Origin of the sequence: Paenibacillus sp. FJAT-27812, assembly GCF_001273905.1 — a bacterium.
Classification (GTDB): Bacteria; Bacillota; Bacilli; order Paenibacillales; family Paenibacillaceae; genus Pristimantibacillus.
In genome coordinates this window covers 5,936,856-5,962,800 of the sequence record NZ_LIGH01000001.1, presented here as the reverse complement: position 1 = coordinate 5,962,800, position 25,945 = coordinate 5,936,856, and the positions used below count along the sequence as shown (strand labels likewise).

The following is a 25,945-nucleotide window of genomic DNA, read 5'->3' as shown; positions in this document are numbered from 1 at the left end:
CCGCAGCAATTGGAGGCTGGTATTTATTCGAAAGTAGTGGAGAGGGCGGCTGTTTTCCTATTTTATCTCAGATCGATACGAAATATTTCACTTCCATTACATATAAAAGAGGAGCAACACTATCATGATGAATTTTGAATGCGAGTGCGGAAATAAAACGGCTATGTTTGCAACGGGAGATCGGGACGAGCAGGGAAGAGAGTATATCGAGATCGAGGACGATGAGCGGTTAACCTTTACGATTGGTGACAAAAGCGTTCTATTTCGCTGCTCCTTTTGCGGCTATACCTATCGTTTGGAACAAATCTAACAACCGTTTTTAATTTTATTGAGGAATGATATTGAAAACCTTTACCTTTCGGAGTATGATAAACGTACGTCAAGTTGTATGTACAAGTGCTCCGTCATACCAGTGATAACTAGCGCTAATGTCCGTACAAGTTAATGCGTGTGATTCATGCATTTATGAGTATACTTAAGGAGGAACCATTCAAATGCTACAAGTTAAGCCTTATCAATTTTGGTTTGTTACCGGTAGTCAACACTTGTACGGTCCAGAAACATTAGAGGAAGTTGCACAGCATTCACGCATCATTACGGCGGCGTTGAACGAAGATTCTGTTTTTGCCTCCGAGATCGTATTTAAACCTGTAGTTACAACTCCTGAAGAAATTTACAAGCTTTGTATAGAAGCGAAAGCGGACGAGAGCTGTGCTGGCCTCATCACATGGATGCATACATTCTCACCGGCTAAAATGTGGATTCATGGCTTATCGGAGCTTCGCAAGCCGCTGCTTCATCTTCATACACAGTTTAATCGCGATATTCCATGGGAAACGATTGATATGGATTTCATGAATACGAATCAATCGGCGCATGGCGACCGCGAGTATGGCCATATTTTCTCCCGTCTTGGCCTTGAACGCAAAGTCGTAACAGGGCACTGGGAAGAAGGCGTTACCCGCTCGCGCATTGCTAGCTGGATGGGTACGGCGATTGCCGTAAACGAAGGACGCCATTTGAAGGTTGCCCGATTTGGCGATAATATGCGCCAAGTGTCGGTAACGGAAGGCGACAAAGTGGAAGCGCAAATAAAATTCGGCTGGTCGATCAACGGTTACGGCATTGGCGATCTGGTTGCTCGGATGAACGAAGTTTCAGACGCTGAAGTGAAGCAGCTGCTAGAGGAGTACAATGATCAGTACGATATTTCCTCCGAAACGCGCGGCAATGCAGCTTCTTTGGCTTCCATTGGCGAACAAGCCCGTATTGAGCTTGGCCTCAAAGCGTTCCTGCAAGAGGGCGGCTTCTCGGCATTTACGACTTCCTTCGAAGATTTGCATGGTATGAAGCAGCTTCCAGGCTTAGCGGTTCAACGCCTGATGGAGCAAGGCTATGGGTTCGGCGGCGAGGGCGATTGGAAAACCTCCGCGCTTACCCGTCTGATGAAGCTGATTGCTAACAACAAAGGTACTTCCTTTATGGAGGATTACACGTATCATTTGGAGGAAGGCAACGAGCTTGTTCTTGGCTCCCATATGCTTGAGGTGTGTCCGACGATTGCGGATAGCCGTCCAAAAATCGAAGTTCATCCGCTTGGCATCGGCGGCAAGGCTGATCCAGCGCGTATCGTATTCGACGGACGCTCCGGTGCGGCGCTTAATGCTTCGCTCATTGATCTCGGCAACCGCTTCCGCTTGATCATTAACCAAGTGGATGCCGTGAAGCCGACTCACGATATGCCGAAGCTTCCGGTTGCCCGTGTATTATGGAAGCCTGAGCCATCGCTTCGTGAAGCAGCGGAAAGCTGGATTTATGCAGGCGGCGCTCACCATACCGTCTTCTCCTATGTTGTAACAACGGAGCAGCTTGTGGATTGGGCTGATCAGGTCGGCATCGAGACCGTCGTGATCGATAAGCACTCGTCCGTTCGCGGCATTCGCAACGAGCTTCGTTGGAATGATCTTAGCTACCGCATTCGTTAATCGGCATAATTCTAGATCAAGCGATAAAATAAGAGGCTGCAGCATTAGACCATTCAAAGGTTTAACGCAGCAGCCTCTTTATCGTTGACCGCTTATTTATAAATTCGTGAAGCTCATTCCTTGCTCAGAATAACGATTGCCTTCTATACGATCGGCAATGGAATCGATTCGGCGGCGTTCCTCAGTCGTAAGTTCAATGCTCAAGGCGTCGATATTGGTCTGCAAATTATGTCTGCGCGTCGTACCTGGAATCGGAACGATATCCGTACCTTGCGCAAGAACCCAAGCGAGCGCAAGGGAAGCGGGTTTTACGCCCTTCTCCATCGCGATGCTCTCTACCTCGGAAACGATGTCGAGGTTTTTTTGAAAGTTATCGCCTTGAAACCGTGGAACGCCGCGCCGAAAATCATTTTCAGCAAAATCTTCAAATTTCTTGATTTGCCCCGTAAGGAAACCGCGTCCTAGCGGGCTATAAGGAACGATGCCTACGCCTAGCTCTCTGCAAGCAGGGAATGTCGTCTCTTCGATATCACGGCTCCATAGCGAGTATTCCGATTGCACCGCTGCAATGGGGTGGATGTTATGGGCGCGCCGCAGCGTATCGCCGGATACCTCAGACAATCCAAGGTGGCGAACCTTTCCTTCCTTTACAAGCTCGGCCATTGCGCCGACCGTTTCTTCAATCGGCGTATTCGGATCAACTCTATGCAAATAGTAAAGATCGATATGATCAACGCCGAGTCGCTTTAAGCTGCCTTCGCAAGATTCTCTGACATGTTTAGCCGTGCCGTCAACGCCAAGCTTGCCGTCCTTCACGACAAAGCCAAACTTTGTTGCTAGAACGATATCGTTTCGGCGATCCTTTAGTATTCGCGACAGCAGCGTCTCATTGTGGCCTCGGCCATATACATCAGCCGTATCCCAAAAGTTTACGCCATGTTCTAGCGCATATTGCAGCGTGAGAAGCGATTCCGACTCAGCACGCGCGCCGTAATAATCCGGTGACATGCCCATGCAGCCTAACCCAAGCGCTGAAACTTGTAAATCGTCTAATTTTCTTGTTAACACGAGGAATCACTCCTTTTTGGTGGAAGCAACAACGTTTAAACTACCCAACTAGCATATACGATCAGTTAGACGAAGTAAACTCAAAATATGTGAATGAGTTTACTTTGTCTTGTTTTATTTATTAAAATCAAATATCTGTGTATACTGGAGCGTAGGAAGCGAGTGTGAGCGGAATTGAAGCCAAAAGAAGAAGCAGCCTCTCGTTACTCGGACGAGACGATAAAGCTTAAGTTTATATCCCGCATTTTGAATCCAATCAAAACGAATGGATTTGAACAGATGCGAATGGATGATATCGCTAAACATATGGATCTATCGAAGGCAACACTCTATAAGTATTTCTCGTCTAAGGACGAAGTCATCCAGCGTTTGGTCGAAAATTTTATTGCTTATATAATAGAAGCGGACAAGGAGCTGACGGATGGAAGCGGGTCGTTTATAGCAGGCTTTCAAAAGTCGTTCTCGCAAACGCTGCTGATCGCCAATTACGGCACCGATGTTTTTTACAATGATCTGAATGAGGTATATCCGGAGTTGTTCGGCCGAATCCAGGTTGCGGTTGGCGAGCGGAATGGCCGTCTTAAAGAGCTGTACGAAAAAGGGGCGGAAGCTGCCGTTTTTAATAAGCTTAATGCGTCTTTAATGATCATCCAGGATGAGCTGATGTTTAGAAACCTGCTGGATTCGCTTTATTTGATGAAACATCAGCTGACGCTTAGAGGAGCTATTTTCGACTATTATCAAATTAAAAAGCTGCAATTGCTTTCCCCACAAGCCTTTATAGGGGCAGATGACACGGCTATGAACGAGAAGTTGGAATATTTAGTACGTAAGGTGACTTATGGCGTCGGATAATCAAATGGAAGTGGCTGTTTCAAAAACAGTAAAGAAAAAAGCGGTACAGGGACAGCCCCTGTACCGCTATTTTTCATGCTTACTAACTTTTTTTGTTCAAAGCGGGCTATCTCTCCAGCGCAATCAATACTTTTGAGACATCCTTCGATTAAGATTCGGATGTCTCTTTTTGAATTTTTGCCGGATTGTTAATTTTGTAGGGAATGGGGTGCTTTGTGAGCTTTTTGGCTACAATTTTCCCTTCAAAATGGATCGTATCCCCGATTTCAAGCTCGAATTTTTTGAGAGTGGCGCTGTGGCTCGACCAAGCGACGCCGACGTCGGTTGCTGGATCTGCTATGGACACCGCTTCATAGATGACCACTTCATCCTCCGTATCGGAGAAATTGTTAGGCACAGTCGTAAATTCCTTTACCGTAGCTGACATTTTCACTTTTTCTTCGGGAAGCTGCAGCTTAGGCGTTTTTTCCTTCTTCGCTTTCCCTTTTGGCGGCGCTTGTGCTTCAGGCTCTTGCTGCTTCGATTCTTCCGCTGGAGCAACTGCTTCCGGCTGCGGCTCCAGCACGGATTCATTAGGCGAGCTAGCTTCTGCTTCAATGGATACAGCCTCAACTGGATCTGAGGAAGCAGCTTCATCCGCAATGGCAGAGCTTCTCTGACCATAGTTGGCAGCTTGCATTTCCTTCAGGTAGGAGGGGTGAATGCAGTGTTTTTGTTCGTTGTCAAATGAGATGACAGCAGTCATCCTATCGACGTAGCCCACAATGCTGCAAGCAAGATTCATGCCGTTGCCTTTGTAGAAAAATGCTTTTGACTTCGACGCCTTCTCCGACAGCAAGCTCCATTCCTTGCATTTCTCTATTTGCTCCGCTTCGTTTTCGAAGGCTATGTACGTGATTGGCTCAATAATAAAAGGATGTACCTGTACCATAAAATCTCCGCCTTTCTGTTTGTCCCCTTATATTTTAACATTTTTTTGCTTGTTAGTCGGCATCTTTATCTTGACGTAAAATTGAATATCCTATAGGATTACTTATGATAATAGTCATATTTATACATAAGGGGAGAAGTCAGAATGATTAACAAGCATTTTCGTATGGTTTTTGGCTTGCTGCTTGCGATTGCGTTAATTGCAACCGGCTGCGGACAAGGAAAAACAGAAAGCTCGAATGGCAATTCAAAAGGAGGCACTGTCAGTGAAGGTGCCCAAAATATCGAAAATCTTCCAGCGGCTATTGCTGCTAAGGATGAAATTAAATTGATGGTTATCCGCAAAATCGGCGGAGATGACCATACGGCGCAATTTTTGGTCGGTGCCAAACAAGAAGGCGAATCGCTCGGCTTTAAAGTCGATACGTTCTCTGCAAATGGCGACACTGCTAAATTCCACGATGCAATCGCACAAGCGACCGATGGCGGTTATGACGGCGTTGTAATCTCGCATGGCGATGACCCGGCAACAGTGGATGCGGTAAAGAAGCTGACGGACAAAGGAATCCCAGTAGTTGCGTTTGACTCCGTTGGAGAATTGTCCGCTATTCCAGGCGTGACCTTGACATCCCAGGATGATGAGGCGCTTGCGCAATTTTCACTGGATCAGCTCGTGAAAGAAAAAGGCGAGGAAGCAAAAATCGTTTATCTATGGGTAGACGGTTTCCCGCCGATGGTTCGCCGCAACAAGGTTTATCAAGATACGCTTGCGAAATATCCAGGCATCAAGGAAGTTGAACGTTTTGGCGTAGCGAACGCAAATACATCGGTTGATACGCAAAATGCGGTTGCTGCTATGCTTACCAAGCATCCAAAAGGCGAGATTGACGCGATTTTTGCAACATGGGACGCATTTGCAATCGGTGCGGCAAGAGCGCTGATTGAAGCGGGCCGCACAGAAATCAAAATTTACGGCATTGACGTTTCGAACGCTGACTTGCAAATCATGCAAGAAGATAACAGCCCATGGGCAGCTACAGCGGCTGTTGATCCAAAAATGATCGGTGCGGTGAACGTGAGGCTGCTAGCCAAAAAAATCGCTGGCGAAGAAACGCCTTCCACCTACAATTTGGAAGCTGCGCTTATTGATCAAGAGGGCCTGAAAAAATCGAGCGAGCCGGTTAACATGGTTACCTTGGCAGACATTATTCCAGGCTGGGGCACTTCGGATGCTTTTGAAGAAGAGTGGATGAAATCTTTAAAAAGCGCAAACGGCAAATAATTCATAAATAATGGTATAATAGATTTTTAAAATAGCGCCCTTGTCCAAGTGGATAAGGGCGCTCTATCCTGTTTGGAGAGGAAGGTGGGTCTGTTGATAGACTCGAAGGCAAGCCGGCTGGAAATGAAACGGATATCGATCGCCTTTCCAGGCGTTAAGGCATTGACAGATGTTGATTTTCATACTTCTGCCGGAAGGGCGCATGCTTTGATCGGAGCTAACGGCGCAGGGAAGTCCACGCTCATGAAGGTGCTTGCCGGGGCGCATGATCATTATACAGGGAGCATCCTGATCGATGGCAAGGAGGTCCGAATCCGCACGCCGAAGGATGCGAAGGATAACGGCATTCAGGTCGTTTATCAAGAGGTGGATACGGCGCTAATCCCGAATTTGTCCGTAGGCGAAAATATTATGCTGGAGCATACCGTGCATGATATGGGAAGCAAGCAGCTTATTCATTGGAAGCAGCTGCACCGATCGGCGCAGAGCATTTTAGACCGAATGAATGTGAAGGTCCCAACGAAAAAGCTCGTTCAAGATCTTACGCTTGCCGAGAAGCAAATGGTGCTGATTGCCCGCTCGATCTCGAAGCAATGCCGCTTCCTTGTGCTCGATGAGCCAACCGCACCGCTTAGCCATAGTGAGACTGAGCAGCTATTCAATCTTATTCGCCTATTAAAATCGGAAGGCGTAGGTATTATCTTTATTTCGCACCGTTTGCCGGAGCTTTACGAGATTTGTGACGATATTACGATCATGAGGGATGGGCAGCTCGTTATACGAGAGCATCTCTCGAACGTAGATCAGCATAAAGTCGTGGAATATATGCTTGGGGAGAAGCTGGACAGACAGTTCCCGAAACCAACAATTACCGTAGGCGAGAAGTGGTTTGAAGCTATAGGCATTCGCGATCAGGATAAAGTTAACGGTGTTGATTTACATATCTGCAAGGGGGAAATCGTCGGAATTGCCGGTTTGGTTGGCGCTGGCAAAACGGAGCTTTGCCGTGTTTTATTCGGTGCAGTGCCGGGCTCTTCTGCCGAGTTATCTATCAATAAGAGACGCTTAACCAATCGGACGCCTTATCAAGCCGTAAAAAACGGTATCGCACTCGTCCCGGAAGAGCGGAGACGTGAGGGTGTTTTTGTTGAGGAGTCGGTAAGCGACAATTTGACCGCTGCTGTGTTAGCCCGATTTACGGGATGGGGCGCATGGCTTAGCAAAGCGAAGGAAAAGAAAGCCGCTGGCGAGATCATTCAAAGTCTCGGCATCAAGACGCCAAACGGGCAAGCGAAAGTGAAAAACCTCTCCGGCGGAAACCAGCAGAAGGTAGCTATCGGAAAGTGGCTCCTTGCTGACGCGGATGTTTATATATTCGACGAACCGACCAAAGGTGTTGACGTTGGCGCTAAGCGGGATATTTATGAGTTGGTTGCAGAGCTTGCGAAGCGCGGGAAATGTGTTTTGTATGCGTCGAGCGAGATGTCCGAGATGATCGGCATAACGGACCGCATCTATGTCATGTATGACGGCGAAGTTATTAAAGAGCTGGAGACACGAAGCACGAACGAGGAAGAGATATTGCTATACAGTACTGGAGGCTTGTTAACATGAATGCTGCCGATTCCATTCGGGAGAAAAAATCGTTTCAATTCGTTGATTTTTTGTACAAGTATGGCACGCTGATTACCATTTTGCTGCTGGTCGTATTTTTTGGCACCGTTACAGACAACTTTCTTAGCACGGCTAATATTATCAACATTTTACGCTCAATCTCGATTGTGACGATCATTGCGATTGGCCTTACCGTCTCTTTAGCAGTTGGCGGCTTTGACCTGTCGGTAGGTTCTGTAGCATCGCTTGCCAATGCACTTGTCATTTCGATGTACGTATGGCACGGTCAAAGCTTTGGGCTCGGCATCGCGGTCACCATTGCGTTCTGTCTAGTCGTTGGTCTAATAAACGCTTTTCTCGTCATTAATTTTAAAATTCAAGATATGCTCATGACGCTTGCAACGATGTTCGTCTTCCAAGGGGTGGCGTTAACCTACACTAGAGGTGCAACCATTTCGCAAAATATGGTCATGCCAAGCGGAGACTTTGCCACTGGACAAATACCGAAGCTGTTCGGCAAGCTTGGACAAGTTCCTTGGATCATAATCATTATGCTGCTTATCGTCGTTATTGTTCATCTCTTTCTGACGTATACGAAGCACGGCCGTTATATGTATATGATTGGCGGCAATCAAGAAGCGGCGAAGCTGTCAGGCATCGCGGTTAGCAGATACCGGTTGTTTGCCTATTTAATTTCAGCACTGTTTGCTGCGATTGGCGGCATCATCCTAGGCGCGCGTGTCATGAATGCGGAAGTGAATGCCGGCGGGCCTTATTTGATGGATGCGGTAGCGGCTGCATTTATCGGTTATTCTGTACTAGGAGCAGGCAAGCCGAACGCCTTTGGCACATTTGCGGGCGCTGTATTGATCGGCATTTTGTCAAACGGACTTATTATGCTGTCCGTACCTTACTACGCGATGGATATCGTGAAGGGCTCCGTTCTTGCCCTTGCGCTTGCGATTACCTATTATAAGAGAAAGCATTAATTGCTATTGGCAAAACCGTTTGGGCTTACGCTCGAATGGTTTTTTTATTTCTTCTCCGCCTTAAGGCGGAGAAGAAATCGAGCTGAGGTGCGAGTGTTAGCATGAAAAATTCTGTCAAAATGAAGATACATATTTTCATTGGGGGCTATGGCGTTGAAGGAAATCATCTCTTACACGGGAATTATAGAGAAACCATACGAAGAGGTTGTGAGTTATCTATCGACAATGCCTATAGGCCGGATAACAGCGAGCCATTTGCCGCTGCTCTTGACGGGTGCAAGTGGAAGCGGCGGCACTTTGCAGGTGAAGGGAGGCCCGCAGCTGTTTACGATTTATACGGGCGATGAAGCGGCAGCCATTCGCGTAGCGTATATGGATATCGATGCAGCGAACGGGCATTTTACGGTATTCGGAGGCTGGTGGTACCGCAACGATTACGAGCTTAAACCGCATGCCAAAGGCTGTCAGATCCGTTATTCCATCGGAAATGCGGCTTCTCCGTTAAGCAGCTGGCTTGTTCCCTTGTTAAAGGATTACCGTGGTTATAAGAACGAGAAACGAACGGGACGGATGATGCGTGCTTTTGACGATTGGGTGGCAGTTCTCGGTGTAAGACTGCATTGCAAAGCTTATCGCTATTAGCATACAGGTGGCGAATCGAACAACAAAGAAAGCGACATAGCCATTATAGGCTCCTGTCGCTTTCTTTGTTGTTGGCTGATTTATTCGGGATGATGAACGTGACGGTTGTTCCTTGATCAGGCGTGCTCACAATTTGAAGACCTTTCCCGTACATCTGTTTTAGACGCCTATCCGTATTTAATAAACCAATAGCATGCCGCCTTTGAAGCGGCTTAAGATGCCATGCTTCACCGCCTGCCGTGCTTGGGAAATATAAAAAAACCGCCGGCGCCAGCCAACGGTTTTGCAAATAATGGCGGATTAATAACAATAGTAGCGCTCCCAAATTTTGTAGGAATCATCTTTGTTCTTGTCCCACCAACAGATGTCATCCCACCAGTCATCATCATCCCACCAATCAAACCAACCCTTGGAGTTCCAATCCTTATCGACCTTATGTTTATTGGATTGATTGTTGTTTTTATTATTATTGTTGTTTTGATAATTATTGTTACTATTCTGATTGCTGTTGCTTTTTGACCCCGAGAACACGGATAAAATGCTGGAGAAAAAGCTTTTCTTGTCATCAGAAAATGAATGGCTAGATGAAGCAAATGCGGAAGCCGGGAACATACATACGCCTATTAGCAAGGTAAGGCATAAAACTTTTTTGAATTTGGACATGACATCAACACCTCCCGACAATACATTAGTTACGAACATAATGTTCGTTATTAAGAATTTTATAATAAATTAGTCCTTTTGTAAACGAATACTTTGCAAGAAATGGATATTTAGGAGGGGGACTTAAGCCATAGCTTTTATGATTAAATCGTGATACTTTCATATTGACAGTATTGGAAATCGATGTTATCGTATTGATAATATCAATTTGATATATTTGAAATATAAACAATTATCCAAACCCAATCGAAAGTGAGGTCATTTTGATGTTCGGATTTCGATTCGTCAAATTTCAGCCAAGCGAGTATGTGTTAAAGGTGCAAAACGGGAAGGTCGTCCAAGAGGGGGTTGGCCTCTCCTTTTATTATTATGAGCCGACTACTTCGGTGGTTGTCGTGCCTGTGTCCTCAATTGACGTTCCGTTTATGTTCGAAGAGATTACACATGACTACCAGACCGTTACGGTGCAGGGTCAATTGACTTATCGCATTGTCGATTACAGGAAAACGACGCAAATTTTAAATTATACGTACCATCTAAAAAAGAAAACGTACCTCTCTGACGATCCAAACAAGCTGGCACAGCGCATCATTCATCTCGTGAAGGTATTGATCAAAAAACAACTGGAGCAAATGCCCTTAAAAGAGGCGATTCAATCAAGCGAAAGATTGGTTGCCCGCACGATAAGGGAAGTTAAAGAGAGCGAGGAAATCGAGAAGCTTGGCATCGAGCTGATGGGTCTTTCCGTGCTTGCGATCCTGCCTAACAAAGAGACGATGCGAGCGCTTGAAGCGAAGGCACGCGAGGAGATTCTTCGTGATGCGGATGAAGCGTTATACGAGCGCCGCAATGCTTCGATTGAGCAGGAACGACGTGTTAAGGAGAACGAACTGAGCACTGAAATCGCGATCGAAACAAAGAAAAAGCAAATTAGAGAAACACAGCTGGATGCCGAGAGGCTGGTAAAGCAGAAGCAAAACGAAATGAAAGAAGAGCAGCTTCATTTTGACACGGCGCTTGAGGAACAGAAGCGAGCGTTGATTGAGCTTGCCGTTGCGAACAAAAATGCCGAAGCAGATGCCAAAGCCTACGAGCTTGCAGCCATTATGAAGTCGATAAACGGTACGCAGCCTTATGTGCTGCAGGCGATGACGAACCTGGGCATGGAACCAAGCAAATTGATTGCTATTGCATTTCAGGATATTGCGGAGAAGGCTGAGAAGATTGGTCAGCTCAATATTACTCCTGATTTATTGCAAGGCCTTCTGTCGGGATCAGAGCATTTGGCAATGCCGGGAAATAAAGGGGGAGGAGGGAGCCGATGAAGGAAGCGATGCTCAGCCATAAAATAATTTTAATTAAGCGCAGGACGCGTCTGGAGGAGCTGGCCGTTCGCTACAATACGGTTCAGCAGGCGCAGTTCTACATCGAGCGGCTTGGAGCGGACTTTGGCGATTATATCGCTGAGGACGAACGGTACCGGAAGGCTGTCGCGCATGCGGCAGCGGAGCTGAGTGTAATGGGACGCGTGCAAATCGTAGAAAGGGAGCATGTGCCTAATTTTATTTTTGGCAAACAGGATGTTGTTGTCGTCATTGGGCAGGATGGTCTTGTCGCCAATACGCTGAAATATTTAAGAGAACAGCCGCTAATCGGCGTCAACCCCGATCCGATGCGCTGGGATGGGGTGCTCCTGCCGTTTGCGGTCAACGATTTAAAACTAATCGTGCCTGATGTGCTGAATCAAAGGCGCCAGATCAAAGAAGTGACCTTAGCCAAAGTCGAGCTCAATGACGGACAGCTTTTGTATGGGGTGAACGATCTGTTCGTAGGGCAAAAAACGCATGTATCCGCCCGTTATTCGCTAATGCAGGACAATCGGATCGAGCAGCAATCCTCGAGCGGAATTATCGTCTCCACGGGGCTTGGCTCTACAGGCTGGTTTAAAAGCGTTCTAGCCGGAGCAGCCGGCATCGTCAGCAGCGTAACCAATCAGCAAATAACGCTTGCGCCGAATATGCTCGACCGGAATGACTTCGCTTGTCACTCGCCTTACCTATATTTCTCAGTGAGAGAGCCGTTCGCTAGCAAAATAACAGGCGCAGAGCTTGTTTTTGGCCAGATCGATGAAGCAAGCCCGCTACGCATTACGTCACAAATGCCTGAGAATGGCGTCATCTTTAGCGATGGCATGGAAAGCGACTATTTGTCATTTAACTCCGGCGTGGAAGCAACGATTAGTCCAGCAGAGAGCAAAGGTCAGCTGATCATTTAGATGGCGGAAGCAATATGCTGCTACTGTGAGGCAAAACGTTCTTTGTTAAAAGCTATCCATTCTCTTGTCGCTAACGAGAGATAGCCCGTCCGCTTCCACACCATCGCAAGGCGCCAAGGAATAACAGGCTGAACGAGCGGAACCGTGCTTACTTTCGCGGAATCAAGCAGCGCGCATATTCGCTCTGGAAGCATCGCTATCCCTAGATTTTCTGCGACCATTTCTCCGATAAAGTCCCATTGCGAGCTTTCATAGACGATATGCGGATCAAAGCCTATCGCTTGGCACTCATTAATAATGCGGTCATGCAGGGCGAAATCGCTGTTGAACAAAATAAACCGCTCATTTGCCAGCTCGTTAAGCGTTATTTGCTTGCTGGCTGCAAGCGGATGCGAAGGATGGAGAAGGACTTTTAACCGATCCGAGACAAGCTGGAAGGATTCAAACAGCGTCTCGTCAACCGGCCATAACACAACTCCCACATCCAGTGCCCCTTCCGCAACTTGCTCCTCTACTTTTTTCGCTCCGTCTTCGGCCAGCTTTATCGCAATGCCGGGGTAACGATCCTGAAAGCTCTTTAGCACGCTTGGAAAAAAGCTCGAACCAGCCATCGGAGGCAGTCCGATCCGGATGCTGCCTTTCTTTAAATAGGCCAAATCATTAATTTCTGTCTGCAAATTATCGAACAGCTCTAGAATTGGCACGGCATAATCATAGATGGCTTTGCCGGCAGCGGTAAGCTTAATAGGCTTTCCGTCGCGGTCGAACACTTCAAAGTTAAGCTCGTTCTCCAGGTTTTTGATCATTTTGCTAATCGTAGGCTGGGTAATGTGCAGCGCTTCGGCCGCTTTGGTAAAGCTGTTGCAGCGGACAATTTCAGCAATGTACTGCAAATGGCGGATTTCCATCCGGTCACCTCTTCACATAGATAAATGGAATGCGAATCATAAGATATATTCATTTTACCTATGAGGACTCACTCTGTATACTTCTTGTAGTGGAAGAGGTGGAGTCATCATGGGGAAGATGCTAAAAACAGCGGTACAGGTCCTCCTATTTATTGTACTGGCGCAGCTATCGGATGCGATCGTCGCATGGCTGCATTTGCCGGTTTCGGGCAGCATCGTTGGCATTGTCATCTTATTTTCCTTGCTGCAGCTAAAAGTAATCCGCATGGAGTGGATCGAATTAGGCTCAAAATGGCTGCTGGCGGAGATGCTGTTATTTTTTATTCCTGCGGCGGTTGGCATTACGAATTACAAAAGCTTAGTCATCCATAGCGGTATATTTATTTTTCTCTCGATATTCATTAGCACGATTGCGGTTATGCTGTTTGCGGGGCTGATCGGCGAACGATTGGCCGGGAAACGAGGCGAGGAAGCGAGATGATCCAAGCTATAGGTTGGTTATGCGGCACGATTGCCGTCTATTGGGCCGCAAAGAAATTGTACCGCGCTTATCCGAAGGTTTATCTGACGCCGCTGCTCGTTGCGCCTATCGTTGTCATTCTTGCGACGCAGCTTAGCGGTGTTTCTTTTGATCAATATGATGAAGGAGCGGGGTGGCTGACGAAGCTGGTTGAGCCTGCTACGATTGCACTGGCAATGACGCTGTATCGGCATTTGGACATTTTGAAAAAAAATGGCTGGGCCATTGCAACCAGCGTTACCGCCGGCGCTGTCATCGCCATACTGAGTTCAGCAGGCTTAGCCTATTTATTTGGACTAGAGCCAGACATTATGGAGAGTCTAGCCCCACGCTCGGCAACAACGCCCATTGCGATCTCGATATCCAGCTCCATAGGCGGCGTGCCGACAATCACGGCAATTGCTACACTCCTAACAGGTCTAATAGGCTTAATTGCAGGACCGCTTATCGTGAAGTGGTTCGGGATCAAAAGCGCCATCGCGCGCGGAGTTTTATTTGGAACAAGCGCTCATTCCGCCGGTATTAGCAAAGCGCTTGAATATGATGCGGTTACCGGCTCGGTTGCAGGCATTGCGATGATGGTCACCGCATTCGTTACGCTGCTAGCTGCCCCTTGGCTGATCAGTTTATTTGGTTAAGAAGCAACCATGCCAAACATAAGTTTGGACGCAATAACGAGCCACCGGTCATGGAGGATGTCATTCGTAAATATACGGTGGAGGAGGATAGCGAAACGTCTGTATTTATTATCTTTATTAATAACGAGGGCGTTGTGAAGCCAATCAAGAAGGTCATCATCAACGCTGCGTTCAACCGATCTTCTGGCAGTTTGTCGGGATCGGCCATTCTGACTTCGAGGTGCTGAAGCAGCTTGATACGATGGAGGGGCGGATCGTGGATAATGCGAATTTCGTCCATATTGATGATATTGCAGCCATATCGGATGAAAGGCTGTACGATTGGCTGTTAAATGAATTTCCAAGCTGGCTGAAGGCTGCTAAAGAGAAACGGATTATTAGGCCAAGCTAAGGCATTTCATTAAACATAGAGCCGCTAACTGATGGAAATAGAGCTAGAAACTAGCTCTATTTCACACCAACTAGCTCAAATTCGAATAATAAGTATAGAAATATGACTTATTTCTACGCAAGCCCCGCCAAATGAGCTGATAAACCGCCGTATAACCCCAATTAATCGACTCCTTGTTCTTTAACAAAATCGAGCAAAATATCGAGTACCTCCGCATCAAAATGGACGTCTCTGCCCGCTATCATAATCGTCATCGCCTCTTCATCCGTCATAGCCTTGCGATAGGCTCTGTTGGAGGTCAGCGCATCCCATACGTCACATACCCCGATGATGCGCGTTTGAAGCGCATTCAGCTCGCCGGTTAACCCGTCCCGATAACCGTTGCCATCTATCACGTTTTCCGCATATTGAATGCCGGACAGCACGCGCTTGCCATGCTCCGTATGCTTCTTTATCGTTTCGTATTCAATCTCCGTTAATCGTCCTTCTTTGTTTAAAATATGCTCAGGTATGTTTATTTTCCCAATGTCATGAGCAAGGGCGGACCACTTCAAGCTCAGCAGCTCACGTTCGCTAAGTCCCATACGATCGCCAATAATATAGGCTAGCTCGGCTACTCGCTGGCTATGACCATTGGTAAAAGGGTCTCTGGTTTCAATCGCTTGCGCCAGCACTTTAATAATTTCGGTGCCGAATTGTTTGATTTGATCTTTCGTTTTTTCGATTTCATTCCTCTGCTGCTCCATGTCGTTTTTTTGATTAATGATTTCTTCGTTTTTTTGTTCCAGCTCGGCATTTTGGAGCAGAATGTGGTTTCGGCTATTTTTTAAAATAGCAAATAACATCCCGGTAAAAGCACCGAATCCGATAAAGAAGAAAATACGGATCGTCCAATTGAACGTCGTTTGATCAAGGTTCAAATGAATATTTTGCTGCATCCATGGCCCTAATGAAATCGCTCCTAACAGTCCAACAGCTGCTCCGCCTCTCCATCCCCAGAATCTAGCGGCTAAAATAATCGGAAAATAAAATAAATGCACACATACCCCGCTTGTCCCATTGTTGGCATACACTGCAAACCAACAAGCAGCAAGCAAACCAATCAATTCAACCCCGCGTTGCAAATTTTGTCTAGTACTCATAACCTGAACTCCCTTGTCTATGTAATAACATCTGTATGTAAAAAGGTTGTGTATCTCCTCCATGAGAATATCAATCTCAGACACAAGAACGATAATTATAGCCATTGCTGATGACGGCCTTCCACCGTAAGATTTACGTATAGTGACAGGGTATACATTCACCGGTCACATTCACTTATGGAAGAGGGGATGTTTGCAATGATTACCTTACCAAACGAGCTTTTAAAACCATTATCCAACGAACAGCTTGAGCAATACAAGAGAGACGGTTATATTTTAATAAAAAAAGGCTGCAGCGGCGACTTAATTGATGCTTTTAATAGACATATTTATGAGATGCGTTCGGCACCGCTGGAAGAGACGCCTGACTTTGCTCGAACCTCAGAGAAAGCACGTTTCTCGACACGGCTGTTCAACCCTCATCAGCATGACAGCTTCTCAAGGCAGGTCATGAAGCTGCCGCTCGTACGCGGAACGCTTGCACAGCTTATGGAGAAAGAGGCTGTGTGCGTGCAGAGCATGTATTTCTACAAGGAACCGGGCTCACCAGGCCAAGCTGCACATCAAGACTACTATTATATCAAAAATGATCCCATGACGATGGTTGCGGCATGGATAGCGATGGAAGAGAAGGTTGATGCCGAGAATGGCTGCCTATGGGTGATTCCAGGCACGCATAAGCTAGGGCTGCTGCCGCATGGCAAGGTGAAAAATCTCGAGGAGCATGAAGAGTGGACGGAAGAGACGGAAGGCATTGATCTAAATGAGCAAATCCCAGTCATAATGGAGAAAGGTGATATTTTATTTTTCCATGAGCTGCTGATCCATTCCTCCAATCGCAACCGCAGCAAAGACCGCTGGCGCCGCTCATACGTTTGCCATTACATTAGAGAGGATTCGGCTGTAACTTTGCGTGAGGATCTGCGAGAGAAATATGTTTTGAAATAATCTTTGAGTCCGCCATGGGCTTTTAAAGTCGAACCAACAGTGGCTGGCGGGCATTTTATAAGTTATTTGTTATTCTGGAGCTCGCTTTCCATGAACCGAATCCACTCTTTCGATGCGAAGGACAAGTACTTGTCCTTCTTCCAGATCATCGATAATTGCCAGGGGATCGACGGCTGGACTATGGATACGGAAGCGAAGCGTTTTGGGTCAAGCTGCATGCACACGCGCTCTGGCAAAAGCGTAATGCCGTATTTTGCAGCGACCATTTCCGTCATGAAGTCCCACTGGGAGCTTTCAAACACGACTTTTGGCTCGAAGCCAGCCGCCGTGCACTGCTCTTTGATCAGATGGTGGATCGTAAAGTCTTCACGAAACATAATGAAGGACTCATGTTCCAGCTGATCCATCCGAATGGATGGCTCTGAAGCAAGCTTATGGCCGGCGTGAACGACAAGGCGCAGGTTTTCGTTCATGCAGGGAAGAACATGATATTTCTCCACATCTTTGACAGGAAGGATGACCATGCTGAAATCGAGCTCGCCCTGCAAAATATCCTGCTCTAAGCTTTTGCCGCCTTGTTCAATGACTTGCAGTCGTATCTGCGGATAGTGGGTTAAAAATTTTTCAATAATGGACGGAAGAAAATAACCGCCTACCATTGGGGGAATGCCGAGTCGGAGCATTCCTTTTTTTAGTTTGGCGACCTCTTCAAGCTCGCTCGACATATGCTCGAACGACTGAATAATATGCTTGGCCGAGCGGAGGATGGTTAGACCGGCATCCGTCAGTTCAATCTGTTTGGCGGAGCGGTCGATGAGCTGCACGCCGAGGTCTTCCTCCAGCAAACGTACCATTTTCGATAAAGAAGGCTGCGTAACATGAAGCTTGCGTGCAGCTTGCGTGAAGCTGCCTGCTTCTGCGACGGCGACAAAATAATTCAAATGTTTAAGATCCATGAGGATCGTCTCCTTCTGCTTGGACAGCATCCGTATATGTTCAAAGGTAAGAGCAAGTATAATGAAAAGGAATGAAAACTATTCGATATATGTATTTTACCTATATGTGATTCAGGTGTAAACTTAGCGTTGTCGAAAAAATTTTATAAAGAAAAAAGGTGTTACCATGAACATGTTAGAGAAATTAGTATTGCCTATAAAAGCTAGACCCGCTTCAGCGTCATTAACGATAAAAGAAGCTATCGTCCTTCCGCCGGATACGAACCATCACGGTACGATCTTTGGAGGAAAGCTAATGGCTTATATAGATGATGTGGCTACGATTGCCGCAACTAAGCATGCCCGCAGGCCAGTTGTGACGGCATCTACGGACTCCGTCGATTTCCTGTATCCAGTCAAAAAAGGCGATGCGGTAAGTCTGAACGCATTTGTCACTTGGTCGCATAAAACGTCAATGGAAGTATTTGTCCGCGTAGTGACTGAGGATTTGCTAACAGGCGGACGCAGAGTATGCGCGACCTCTTTCCTGACCTTTGTTGCACTAGGCGATGATGACAAGCCAACGGAAGTTCCGGGCGTAATCGCAGAATCGGATGAGGAGCGGTTATTGTTTGACACCGCGCCTGACCGCAAGGAAGCTAGACGGATCCGCCGGCAGGAAAGCAAACATTTTGCAAGCTTTATGGGCACGGAACGTGTTAAGGAAACAAGTGCGCAGTCTAGGCCGCAAAATGCTGCAAACAAAGGTTATGAGTCGGCATGGGGCGTAGATTGGTAGGCGAAAGCAATACCCGTTTGCAAAAGATTTATATCATCAGGCTGCCGCGAATGTATGCGTTGCAGCCTGTTTTGATTGGATTCTCTCGCGTAGCTTGTTCGGCATAAACTGAAAATAGGGATAACCTGTTGCAGCATAGGATGAAAAGAGGCGATTTTTTATAAAAAAGGAGTAAGCCATGGACGAAATAGGGAGAATATTAGTGAAGCTGTTTGTCGCTCTTTTCTCGCTGCTGTTTGTTTTCCCAGCCGTCATTTTCTCCGTCCTTGTACTCGGATTAACGGATTCATGGAAATCAGGTACCGTTATGCTCGTGTCTTCTTTCATTCTTGTCATTATTGTGCGTTTAAATGGCTCCAATCAACCTTCGCCGCGTCGAATAAAGAAATATGAAGCAAGCAGCTGGGAGATGAGTCCTGTTACGCTTGCTTCCTTCCGCAATGAGAATCCGCCGCCGCTAAGCGACATCTATCGCGATCTTGATCTTCAGGACGGGGAAGTTGATGTACTCTATAAAATTATTGTTGAAGCAAAGGCGAATGACGATTCCGAACTTTACCCTTATTACTGCAACAAATGTGACCAATTGGAGAGCCAATGCCGGTGTAAAGAAAAAATTACCACCCCTTATTAAAGAATCTTAATCGCACATCACCCCTAATATCCGGTAAGATGTGCGAAAGATACATGTATAGGGGTGAATTACGATAATGGAAAAGAAACGATGCTTGTTCTGTTCTGAGATCGTGCCAATTGAAGCAAAAGGTGAGCATGATCATTATATGGGCTGCTATTGCGTGCCTGACGGTTCTTACCGATTACTAAGAGAGAGTTATAATGCCATTAATTCGATTTCTTATCAAATGAAAAGCAAACGATTTCCGGTCATTTCCGCATATATCCGCGAACAAACCGATTGCGGCGAGTTGGTTACGCTGACAAGTGAAACCATTGAGGTGATTGCTAATTCACCGAAAATTCCTGTTTCTGTCGAAGATAAAGCAGGCCGCCTGCTGCAATATTTGTACCGGCATTCGGATGCGCCTTTAGAGGCAGTAGTCATCCATCCGCTGTCGCAAAGCTTTAACTTGACCTATTCGCCGAATTTGCAAGAGCTTGTGTACATTATAGAGACGCTCAAAGAGGGGCAGCTGATCATTAGGGAAGGGATGACCTTTAAGCTGACGGAGAAAGGGTGGAGCGAAGCTGCTGCAGGTGCAGGGGGGCGAAGATTAAAACCATGCTTCATGCTTCTTCCAGAGGATCATGAGCTGCGCAGGGAATGGCAGGAGAGTATCTTTCCCAAAATGGAGCAGTGCGGGTATTTGCCCCGCTTGTTTGTTCAATCCGAACAGGAGGATCGAGAGAATCATTCGATTTCAATGATTTCCGATAGCAAGCTTATCATTGCTGATCTGACCGATCAATCAGCCGAGGTTTATTTTGCAGCGGGTTATGCGCTTGGCAAAAATATCCCTCTTATATGGACGGTGAGACGAAGCTCCATGAATGAGCAGCTCGTTCAAGCACATCCAATCCGTCCATTTGTTTGGGACACGCCAGAGGAACTCGCTGAAATGCTGCAGCAGAGGCTGAGCTACAAAGGGACGCCAGCTTCGTTAAAATAGAACAGCAAAAAACACACGTCAATGATGTGTGTTTTTTTTGTTTTTTTGCGCTCCAAAAGTTAGCTGCACATGGTCGTTGGTTTTAAAGCAGCGTTGAAAGCAGCTCGATTTTCCCAAAGGAAGGAATGGATCTGCTCTTGTTCATCGAAAAAATGCTCGGCCTCATCCAAATAGTCCTGCCCTAGTCCATGTATGCTGTAGCGCTCCTCCGGGTAGCTCATGAGCGTCCATTGTCCGCCGCGCTTGCGATCGGCAAAGACGAAATAAAATTTTTCGCCCGAAGCGTCCCATTGCGCCAATTCGTTAAAGTTCTCTAAAATAAAAGCAATATCGGTTTTCTTTTTAATTAGCATCATCCATCTCCTCTTTCTTTCTAAAAATAATTGGCATATTTCAGTGAAGCCTTGCATAGGAACAAGACAAGAATATAGGATTTCGGCAAAAAAGGCTGTCAAACGCTCGGGGCTTATTATAGGATGATTTGACGAATCATGCCGCAAGGCGGAGGCGGTCGACAGGACATTCGTTAACGCGCAGGTTATAATAGTAAAGAATGCCAAAAAAACGCCAATGGACGAGAAGGAGCAGCGTCATGACCATTTATTTTGCATTATTGCGAGGAATTAATGTGAGCGGACACAATATGATAAAAATGGCTGAGCTTAAAAAAATGTTCGAAGCGATGGGCTTCGAACGCGTACAAACTTACATAAATAGCGGAAATGTGATGTTCGAATCGGAGGAAGGGGAGGAACTGCTGGAAGAGAAAATCGAAAGCGAAATTAGCAAATGCTTTGGATTTAATATTGCTGTTATTTTACGGTCTGCTTCCGAGCTTGCAAGCATTATAGATAAATGCCCATTTGATTTTAAGTCTTTGGCAGAGGGACAGAGCATCCATCTTACTTTTTTAAAGAAACCGCCTACCGATGACACGATTGACAAGCTCCCAGAGGTTGAACTGAATGACGATGATTATCTGATTGCCGGAAGAGACATTTATTTCTTTTATAGCGGAAGCATGCTCGATTCCAACCTTCCGAAAAAATTCCAAAAGGTACTTCCTGCAACCGCACGCAACTGGAAAACGGTTTTAAAGCTTCAAGCAATGGCAGATGCATTGAATTCTCATTGAGAAACTTATGTATAGAGTGCCTTGCACAGGCACTCTATAAACAATTAAACGCCAACGTCGACGGCAGTGACAGCAGTAACCTTGATATAGCGTGGAACTCCGTTGTCAAGAATGATGACTGAGCCGTTGCTAAATCCTAAGAAAACGCCGGTGTGGAAAGTATTGTCAAAGTGAATGCGAATACCAGGAGTACCAACTCCAATTTGGGATAAAACGCGTTGCACGTTGCCGCCGCTTCTGTTGCCTCCACTTCTATTACCTCCGCTGCGATTTCCACCGCTTCTGTTACCACCGCTGCGGTTGCCGCCGCTTCTGTTACCACCGCTTTTGTTTCTTGGCATTTCTATCATCTCCCTTAATCAGAATTAATAGCATCTTATGATTATTGATAGAATTATGTTTGTACATTTGTACGGATTCTATTAAATAGGCTTTTTAACGTGCGTATCACCCTTCTTGACACAGCGAATAACTGCGCAGTATTATTTAGTGAAACTTAATTTTATACAATCTAATAACTAATACATTGCAGCGTACGAAACCTTACAGAAGGAAGAGGAGAACAACGATGACTATTCTAGAATCCAATCAAGCATTTGGTGAAGCGCTCGTAAAATCGTTAATTGGTGAACGCGGACATATCCCAATTGCTAGAGCATTGCCGGATATTACAGCAGAGCTTGCAGGCAAACGCACCGGTGAAGCGCCTTACAGCATTTATCAGCTATTAAAGCATATGAGCTACTGGCAAAGCTTTTTGTTGACCTACCTTGAGGGAGGAAAGCCACTCATGCCTTCGCATGTGATGGATAGCTGGCCGAGCGAGGAAGCTCCGGAGAACGAAGAGGAGTGGCAAGCGATTGTTCAGCATTTTCTAAGTGGGATCGATAAAGCGTGTCAGATTGCTCGATCTACGCAGCTGGATGAATCCATAGCAAATTTTCCTACCGAAACGAAAGCGGGCATTTTGCGCAACATTGCCTCACATAATTCCTATCATTTAGGGGAGATCGTACTGCTTCGCCGAATAAATGGAGCTTGGCCGCCGCCAGGCGGGGGTTATCCCGTTTAATGCTAAATATAATCGCTGTAGTTTGAAAAGCTGACATTATAGAAATGCTATGGCTATCGAATTTCGACAGGGGAGAGAGCGTTGCGGGATGATGTGATATCGGAAGTGACCAAAACGAAGGGGAGAAAGTCCCTTTATCATTTTACGAGGGCAAGGAACTTGCCTGCTATTGCGCATCTGGATCGATTAATGTCCAGTTTTAACATCGATCCTCATCTTACGGGCGAGCGCAGAGTTGGTATGATGGACGTGAGCTATGACGAATTAACGATTACGATAAATGCACATCTTCGGATTCCTGATAGTATGATCGATCCTTCAACGACGCAGGAGCAGTTTCGTTCGTGCTTGGACCGACATGTGTTCTTCTGGCCAACTGTTAGGGATTGCCTGAAAATGTTGGATATGTATACCCGCAGAGAACCAGACGAGCAATTTGCCATATTGGAAGCGGATGCTTATTGTTTGCTAAGTGAAAATGATTCAGCCGTGAAATTTTCTAAATACGACTCGGGGAGCGCGCCGCGCTTTCCGCATCGCTGTTCTTATAAAAAAAGCTTGGGTATGTTTTTACCGGCAAATGAGTTTAAGCGCATAATCAATCACACGGTACCTACAAAAGCATCGGAAATACGCGAGGTTTTGATTGAAGATCAGGTTAACGATTTAACGAAGTATTTGCGGGCTATATACTTAAGTGAAGCCGATGCTTTACCTATACGTTGGAGGGGACTGGCAAAGCCGCTTGCGGATTTACAAAATAAGAAAGCAAAATAGAGGATTGGGAGAAATCCCATTTGGCTGTTCAAAAAAAGGGTATAGAACTTTTCAATTGATGAAAAGCTCCGTACCCTATTTTTGAATCTGCGAGTAGTTCGAAATCTAGAAGTTCATTTCACCATCGTCGTAGTTAAATTGCCATTCAATGCCGAACTTATCTTTAAGGCTGCCGTAGCATTTGCTCCAAAACGTTTCTTGAAGCTCCATAACGACTGCTCCGCCTTCTTTCAGCTTGTGAAAAATCGATTGAAGTTCTTCTATGTTCTCATGAACGATTGCGAGGCTAATGTTGTTTCCTTCTACATAAGGCGTGCCAGGAAAAATATCAGAAAACATAACATTCGTTCCTAGAATGTTTAGCCGCGTGTGCATAATTAAACTTTTCGCTTCCTCTGGCAGAGGGTATTCGGGACTAGGCGGCGTATCGCCAAAAGTCATGAATTTTGGCTCATTCGCTCCAAAGACGCTAGCGTAAAATTCAACAGCTTCACGGCAATTACCGTTAAAGTTAAGATAAGGATCAACAGCCATTTGTTTCACTCCTCGAACGATTTGTTTTGATAGTCTCTTTGCTTTCCTATTGTATCATTTACAAGTAGCAATTCAAATATACGATTTCATATCTTTGTGTAAATAAGGCTGAAGAAAGTATTCTGCGGCAGCTGTCATAGACCCATCGTTATTGTGCACGGAATGTCGGATCGAGGCATGCAGCTTTTGTTATTCTAATGGTGTGGAAAGGAGGTTTGACATGAATTTACTTGAGAACATGAATCAGGCATTGAATTATATTGAAGCCAGCCTAACGGAAGAGATTGACTTTAAAGAAGCTGCAAGGCGAGCCTTTTGCTCGGAATATCATTTTAAGAGAATGTTCTCGTTCCTTGCGGGCGTATCGCTATCGGAGTATATACGCCGCAGGCGGCTAACTCTTGCCGCTTTGGAGCTGACAAACAGCAATGTTAGAATTATCGATCTTGCAATTAAGTACGGTTACAGCTCACCGGACTCGTTTACACGAGCATTTCAAGGCTTACACGGGATCACACCTACCGATGCAAAAAACAATGGTCAACCGCTAAGAGCCTTTCCGCGGATGAGCTTTCAATTAACGATTAAGGGAGGCATTGAGATGAATTACAGAATCGAAGATAAAGAGGCTTTTCGTGTGATCGGAATTAAAAAAAGAGTCCCGATTGTATTCCATGGCGTTAATCAGGAAATTGCCTCGATGTGGAAAAGCTTGAATGAAGAAACGATAACGACGCTAAAAGGTTTATCAAATGTGGCACCGATGGGGCTGCTAAGCGCCTCCACTAACTTTTCTGAAGGCAGAATGGAGGAAAGAGGGGAGCTTGATCATTATATCGGCGTCGCAACCTCTAACGAATGTCCAGCTAACCTGTCGCAGCTTGAGGTGCCTGCATTGACATGGGCGGTATTTGAAGCGGTCGGACCTTTTCCTGCTGCGCTGCAAGAGATTTGGGGACGCATCTATTCCGAATGGTTCCCATCCACCAATTACGAGCAAGCCGAGGGGCCGGAGATTTTGTGGAACGAGCATAAAGATGTAAGCTCACCCGTTTTCAGAAGCGAGATATGGATACCAATCTTAAAAAAAGTAAGCTGAGTAGATAACGGAATAGGGATGGATGAATGCCGCATAATCTAGAGATTAAGCGGCTATTATTTTAAAATTGGATCAAGCCGTCGGGCTGTTGGGCACATCGTGTTCGAGTACATAGGAAGTTATTTCTTTTATTTTTGCATTTTTGCCCGCGCCGCTGAAAAGATACACATTACAAAAAGCATAGCTTTTGTTATTTTCATATTTGATAAAGCCGTTGGCAGCCCCGGTATTCCCGTGTGTAATGATGTGCGTGATCGAAAGTTCGCTCACTTTGTTTTTCTTCATGACTTTCAGCGTCTCGACGACAGGAACCTTCCCTTTGATGAGCAGCTGCTCGCCGACTAAATTCCAGCACATCTCCTCCGAAATGTTCTCACTAATAAAGTCTATATCGTAATTAGCAAAAGCGATGTTAAAATCCTTGAGCAGCTTTTTTTTCGGCGAGTTTCCGCAATCTTCAGCGCATATCAGCTTTAGTTCTCCGGATTGAACATGAATCAAAATATCCCGCTCCTTTATGTTTATCAATTGTAAAAAATATGTGAAGTATGCAAAATATGTATCATGTTATTATATGCCATACAACGTTTTATGTAAATCTACTTTACATGAGTTAGGCTGTTCTCATTTTACAATTCCCGTTCAAATTATCTAGAGCCGCAGGTCTTACGATGGAAAGTTATTTATAAAAAAGATATCCCTCTTGAAGCTGCTGCCAATAGGAGCAGCGCTTTGAGAGGGATAGTTTCGCCCGTGTAAGTAAATTGCAAGACTTGTCTGATAGTCTAGCCAATCCGGCATGTGTTGCGGCCGAGCAGTTTATTTATACCGCATCTCTGCATCAGGCCAGTGAGTAGCAAAGGCAGGGCGATAAGGCCGAACAGCTTCCAGTACCCGCCCAAAAAATAGAAAAGCGACAAAAACGCAATTCCTAATAGAATGCGTATCATACGATCGGCTCCGCCTACATTTTTCATTGCTTGTTCCTCCGTTTCGGTTTGTTATTCTCTACAGTCCTGATCATATCAAGGCGCAGCCCAAGAAACCGTAACTAAGTCACATAGAAAAATTAGTCTGGTTTTAGCGAAGAGTAAAACAGATTGGTCGAGGTTGATG

General features: G+C 45.9%; 33 protein-coding genes. 21 read left to right on the top strand and 12 right to left on the bottom strand.

Features of this window, described 5'->3' with window-relative positions; all coding sequences use genetic code 11:
* Positions 1-124 precede the first annotated feature (124 nt).
* On the top strand, positions 125-310 hold the full coding sequence (locus ADU23_RS25470) for a hypothetical protein (RefSeq protein ID WP_053376320.1): 186 nt from the start codon (positions 125-127) through the stop codon (positions 308-310).
* A 184-nt stretch (positions 311-494) separates the two neighbouring features.
* Positions 495-1,985, top strand: coding sequence for an L-arabinose isomerase (araA, locus tag ADU23_RS25465; protein ID WP_053376319.1), 1,491 nt, complete (start codon positions 495-497; stop codon positions 1,983-1,985).
* Between the two features lie 96 nt (positions 1,986-2,081).
* Here araA and ADU23_RS25460 read toward each other — a convergent pair whose 3' ends face one another.
* Complete coding sequence (locus ADU23_RS25460) at positions 2,082-3,053, bottom strand: aldo/keto reductase (protein WP_053376318.1); 972 nt, start codon at positions 3,051-3,053, stop codon at positions 2,082-2,084.
* Between the two features lie 174 nt (positions 3,054-3,227).
* Here ADU23_RS25460 and ADU23_RS25455 point away from each other — a divergent pair, with 174 nt between their 5' ends.
* Positions 3,228-3,908 (top strand): TetR/AcrR family transcriptional regulator, encoded by a 681-nt coding sequence (locus tag ADU23_RS25455; RefSeq protein WP_053376317.1) that lies wholly within the window; start codon positions 3,228-3,230, stop codon positions 3,906-3,908.
* 148 nt (positions 3,909-4,056) lie between these two features.
* Here ADU23_RS25455 and ADU23_RS25450 read toward each other — a convergent pair whose 3' ends face one another.
* Positions 4,057-4,839, bottom strand: coding sequence for a hypothetical protein (locus ADU23_RS25450; RefSeq protein ID WP_053376316.1), 783 nt, complete (start codon positions 4,837-4,839; stop codon positions 4,057-4,059).
* Positions 4,840-4,983: 144 nt separating this feature from the next.
* Between ADU23_RS25450 and ADU23_RS25445 the strand changes: the two genes are divergently transcribed.
* The 4 genes from ADU23_RS25445 to ADU23_RS25430 all read left to right on the top strand — a co-directional run bounded on the left by ADU23_RS25445 (position 4,984) and on the right by ADU23_RS25430 (position 9,365).
* Complete coding sequence (locus tag ADU23_RS25445) at positions 4,984-6,120, top strand: sugar ABC transporter substrate-binding protein (RefSeq protein WP_053376315.1); 1,137 nt, start codon at positions 4,984-4,986, stop codon at positions 6,118-6,120.
* A 123-nt stretch (positions 6,121-6,243) separates the two neighbouring features.
* Complete coding sequence (locus ADU23_RS25440) at positions 6,244-7,734, top strand: sugar ABC transporter ATP-binding protein (protein ID WP_053377826.1); 1,491 nt, start codon at positions 6,244-6,246, stop codon at positions 7,732-7,734.
* Positions 7,731-8,723, top strand: coding sequence for an ABC transporter permease (locus tag ADU23_RS25435; RefSeq protein ID WP_053376314.1), 993 nt, complete (start codon positions 7,731-7,733; stop codon positions 8,721-8,723). Before ADU23_RS25440 ends, ADU23_RS25435 begins: the two co-directional genes overlap by 4 nt.
* A gap of 153 nt (positions 8,724-8,876) precedes the next feature.
* Positions 8,877-9,365, top strand: a complete 489-nt coding sequence (locus ADU23_RS25430) for a hypothetical protein (RefSeq protein WP_053376313.1) — start codon at positions 8,877-8,879, stop codon at positions 9,363-9,365.
* 43 nt (positions 9,366-9,408) lie between these two features.
* Here the strand turns inward: ADU23_RS25430 and ADU23_RS25425 are convergent, their stop codons facing one another.
* Together ADU23_RS25425 and ADU23_RS25420 are read right to left on the bottom strand one after the other, a co-directional pair.
* Positions 9,409-9,675, bottom strand: coding sequence for a sensor histidine kinase (locus ADU23_RS25425; protein ID WP_053376312.1), 267 nt, complete (start codon positions 9,673-9,675; stop codon positions 9,409-9,411).
* On the bottom strand, positions 9,666-10,028 hold the full coding sequence (locus ADU23_RS25420) for a hypothetical protein (protein WP_053376311.1): 363 nt from the start codon (positions 10,026-10,028) through the stop codon (positions 9,666-9,668). The genes ADU23_RS25425 and ADU23_RS25420 overlap by 10 nt, the downstream gene beginning before the upstream one ends.
* Positions 10,029-10,294: 266 nt before the next feature.
* Between ADU23_RS25420 and ADU23_RS25415 the strand changes: the two genes are divergently transcribed.
* Positions 10,295-11,353: an SPFH domain-containing protein gene (locus ADU23_RS25415; RefSeq protein WP_053376310.1), complete on the top strand. Its 1,059-nt coding sequence runs from the start codon at positions 10,295-10,297 to the stop codon at positions 11,351-11,353.
* Positions 11,350-12,303, top strand: a complete 954-nt coding sequence (locus ADU23_RS25410) for a sugar kinase (RefSeq protein WP_053376309.1) — start codon at positions 11,350-11,352, stop codon at positions 12,301-12,303. The genes ADU23_RS25415 and ADU23_RS25410 overlap by 4 nt, the downstream gene beginning before the upstream one ends.
* 20 nt (positions 12,304-12,323) lie before the next feature.
* Here the strand turns inward: ADU23_RS25410 and ADU23_RS25405 are convergent, their stop codons facing one another.
* Positions 12,324-13,211 carry a LysR family transcriptional regulator gene (locus tag ADU23_RS25405; RefSeq protein ID WP_053376308.1) on the bottom strand — a complete coding sequence of 296 codons (888 nt, stop codon included), beginning with the start codon at positions 13,209-13,211 and terminating at the stop codon, positions 12,324-12,326.
* 109 nt (positions 13,212-13,320) lie between these two features.
* Between ADU23_RS25405 and ADU23_RS25400 the strand changes: the two genes are divergently transcribed.
* The 4 genes from ADU23_RS25400 to ADU23_RS34085 are packed head-to-tail and all read left to right on the top strand — an operon-like array spanning position 13,321 to position 14,760.
* The gene (locus ADU23_RS25400; RefSeq protein WP_053376307.1) at positions 13,321-13,692 is read left to right on the top strand and encodes a CidA/LrgA family protein; all 372 of its coding nucleotides are present in this window, start codon (positions 13,321-13,323) and stop codon (positions 13,690-13,692) included.
* Positions 13,689-14,369, top strand: coding sequence for an LrgB family protein (locus tag ADU23_RS25395; RefSeq protein WP_053376306.1), 681 nt, complete (start codon positions 13,689-13,691; stop codon positions 14,367-14,369). Before ADU23_RS25400 ends, ADU23_RS25395 begins: the two co-directional genes overlap by 4 nt.
* A 50-nt stretch (positions 14,370-14,419) precedes the next feature.
* The gene (locus tag ADU23_RS34090) at positions 14,420-14,596 is read left to right on the top strand and encodes a hypothetical protein (RefSeq protein WP_331459287.1); all 177 of its coding nucleotides are present in this window, start codon (positions 14,420-14,422) and stop codon (positions 14,594-14,596) included.
* Entirely contained in the window at positions 14,590-14,760 is a 171-nt protein-coding gene (locus ADU23_RS34085; RefSeq protein WP_331459286.1) for a VWA domain-containing protein, read from the top strand. Before ADU23_RS34090 ends, ADU23_RS34085 begins: the two co-directional genes overlap by 7 nt.
* Before the next feature lie 161 nt (positions 14,761-14,921).
* On the opposite strand, the gene ADU23_RS25390 is transcribed toward ADU23_RS34085, so the two are convergent.
* Positions 14,922-15,902: an HD-GYP domain-containing protein gene (locus tag ADU23_RS25390; protein ID WP_053376305.1), complete on the bottom strand. Its 981-nt coding sequence runs from the start codon at positions 15,900-15,902 to the stop codon at positions 14,922-14,924.
* A gap of 198 nt (positions 15,903-16,100) precedes the next feature.
* Between ADU23_RS25390 and ADU23_RS25385 the strand changes: the two genes are divergently transcribed.
* Entirely contained in the window at positions 16,101-16,850 is a 750-nt protein-coding gene (locus ADU23_RS25385) for a phytanoyl-CoA dioxygenase family protein (protein WP_053376304.1), read from the top strand.
* Positions 16,851-16,912: 62 nt separating this feature from the next.
* Here ADU23_RS25385 and ADU23_RS25380 read toward each other — a convergent pair whose 3' ends face one another.
* A complete protein-coding gene (locus ADU23_RS25380) occupies positions 16,913-17,806 on the bottom strand; it encodes a LysR family transcriptional regulator (protein WP_053376303.1) in 894 nt (297 codons plus the stop codon).
* Positions 17,807-17,978: 172 nt separating this feature from the next.
* On the opposite strand from ADU23_RS25380, the gene ADU23_RS25375 reads away from it, so the two are divergent.
* The 3 genes from ADU23_RS25375 to ADU23_RS25365 all read left to right on the top strand — a co-directional run bounded on the left by ADU23_RS25375 (position 17,979) and on the right by ADU23_RS25365 (position 20,212).
* Complete coding sequence (locus ADU23_RS25375) at positions 17,979-18,584, top strand: acyl-CoA thioesterase (protein ID WP_176707672.1); 606 nt, start codon at positions 17,979-17,981, stop codon at positions 18,582-18,584.
* A 178-nt stretch (positions 18,585-18,762) separates the two neighbouring features.
* The gene (locus tag ADU23_RS25370) at positions 18,763-19,218 is read left to right on the top strand and encodes a hypothetical protein (RefSeq protein WP_157265956.1); all 456 of its coding nucleotides are present in this window, start codon (positions 18,763-18,765) and stop codon (positions 19,216-19,218) included.
* Between the two features lie 76 nt (positions 19,219-19,294).
* Positions 19,295-20,212 (top strand): hypothetical protein, encoded by a 918-nt coding sequence (locus ADU23_RS25365; RefSeq protein ID WP_053376300.1) that lies wholly within the window; start codon positions 19,295-19,297, stop codon positions 20,210-20,212.
* A gap of 59 nt (positions 20,213-20,271) precedes the next feature.
* Here the strand turns inward: ADU23_RS25365 and ADU23_RS25360 are convergent, their stop codons facing one another.
* Complete coding sequence (locus tag ADU23_RS25360) at positions 20,272-20,568, bottom strand: hypothetical protein (protein ID WP_053376299.1); 297 nt, start codon at positions 20,566-20,568, stop codon at positions 20,272-20,274.
* A 236-nt stretch (positions 20,569-20,804) separates the two neighbouring features.
* Between ADU23_RS25360 and ADU23_RS25355 the strand changes: the two genes are divergently transcribed.
* Positions 20,805-21,347: a DUF1697 domain-containing protein gene (locus tag ADU23_RS25355; protein ID WP_053376298.1), complete on the top strand. Its 543-nt coding sequence runs from the start codon at positions 20,805-20,807 to the stop codon at positions 21,345-21,347.
* A gap of 44 nt (positions 21,348-21,391) precedes the next feature.
* Here ADU23_RS25355 and ADU23_RS25350 read toward each other — a convergent pair whose 3' ends face one another.
* Positions 21,392-21,688: a hypothetical protein gene (locus ADU23_RS25350; RefSeq protein ID WP_053376297.1), complete on the bottom strand. Its 297-nt coding sequence runs from the start codon at positions 21,686-21,688 to the stop codon at positions 21,392-21,394.
* Between the two features lie 233 nt (positions 21,689-21,921).
* Between ADU23_RS25350 and ADU23_RS25345 the strand changes: the two genes are divergently transcribed.
* Both ADU23_RS25345 and ADU23_RS25340 read left to right on the top strand, forming a co-directional pair.
* On the top strand, positions 21,922-22,419 hold the full coding sequence (locus tag ADU23_RS25345; RefSeq protein WP_053377825.1) for a DinB family protein: 498 nt from the start codon (positions 21,922-21,924) through the stop codon (positions 22,417-22,419).
* Between the two features lie 81 nt (positions 22,420-22,500).
* A complete protein-coding gene (locus ADU23_RS25340) occupies positions 22,501-23,196 on the top strand; it encodes a DUF7002 family protein (protein ID WP_053376296.1) in 696 nt (231 codons plus the stop codon).
* A 105-nt stretch (positions 23,197-23,301) separates the two neighbouring features.
* On the opposite strand, the gene ADU23_RS25335 is transcribed toward ADU23_RS25340, so the two are convergent.
* Positions 23,302-23,730 carry a VOC family protein gene (locus tag ADU23_RS25335; RefSeq protein ID WP_053376295.1) on the bottom strand — a complete coding sequence of 143 codons (429 nt, stop codon included), beginning with the start codon at positions 23,728-23,730 and terminating at the stop codon, positions 23,302-23,304.
* Between the two features lie 220 nt (positions 23,731-23,950).
* On the opposite strand from ADU23_RS25335, the gene ADU23_RS25330 reads away from it, so the two are divergent.
* Positions 23,951-24,829 (top strand): AraC family transcriptional regulator, encoded by an 879-nt coding sequence (locus ADU23_RS25330; RefSeq protein WP_053376294.1) that lies wholly within the window; start codon positions 23,951-23,953, stop codon positions 24,827-24,829.
* A gap of 72 nt (positions 24,830-24,901) precedes the next feature.
* Here ADU23_RS25330 and ADU23_RS25325 read toward each other — a convergent pair whose 3' ends face one another.
* Entirely contained in the window at positions 24,902-25,330 is a 429-nt protein-coding gene (locus tag ADU23_RS25325; protein ID WP_053376293.1) for a hypothetical protein, read from the bottom strand.
* Between the two features lie 284 nt (positions 25,331-25,614).
* Positions 25,615-25,806, bottom strand: coding sequence for a YgaP family membrane protein (locus ADU23_RS25320; RefSeq protein ID WP_053376292.1), 192 nt, complete (start codon positions 25,804-25,806; stop codon positions 25,615-25,617).
* Positions 25,807-25,945 lie beyond the last annotated feature (139 nt).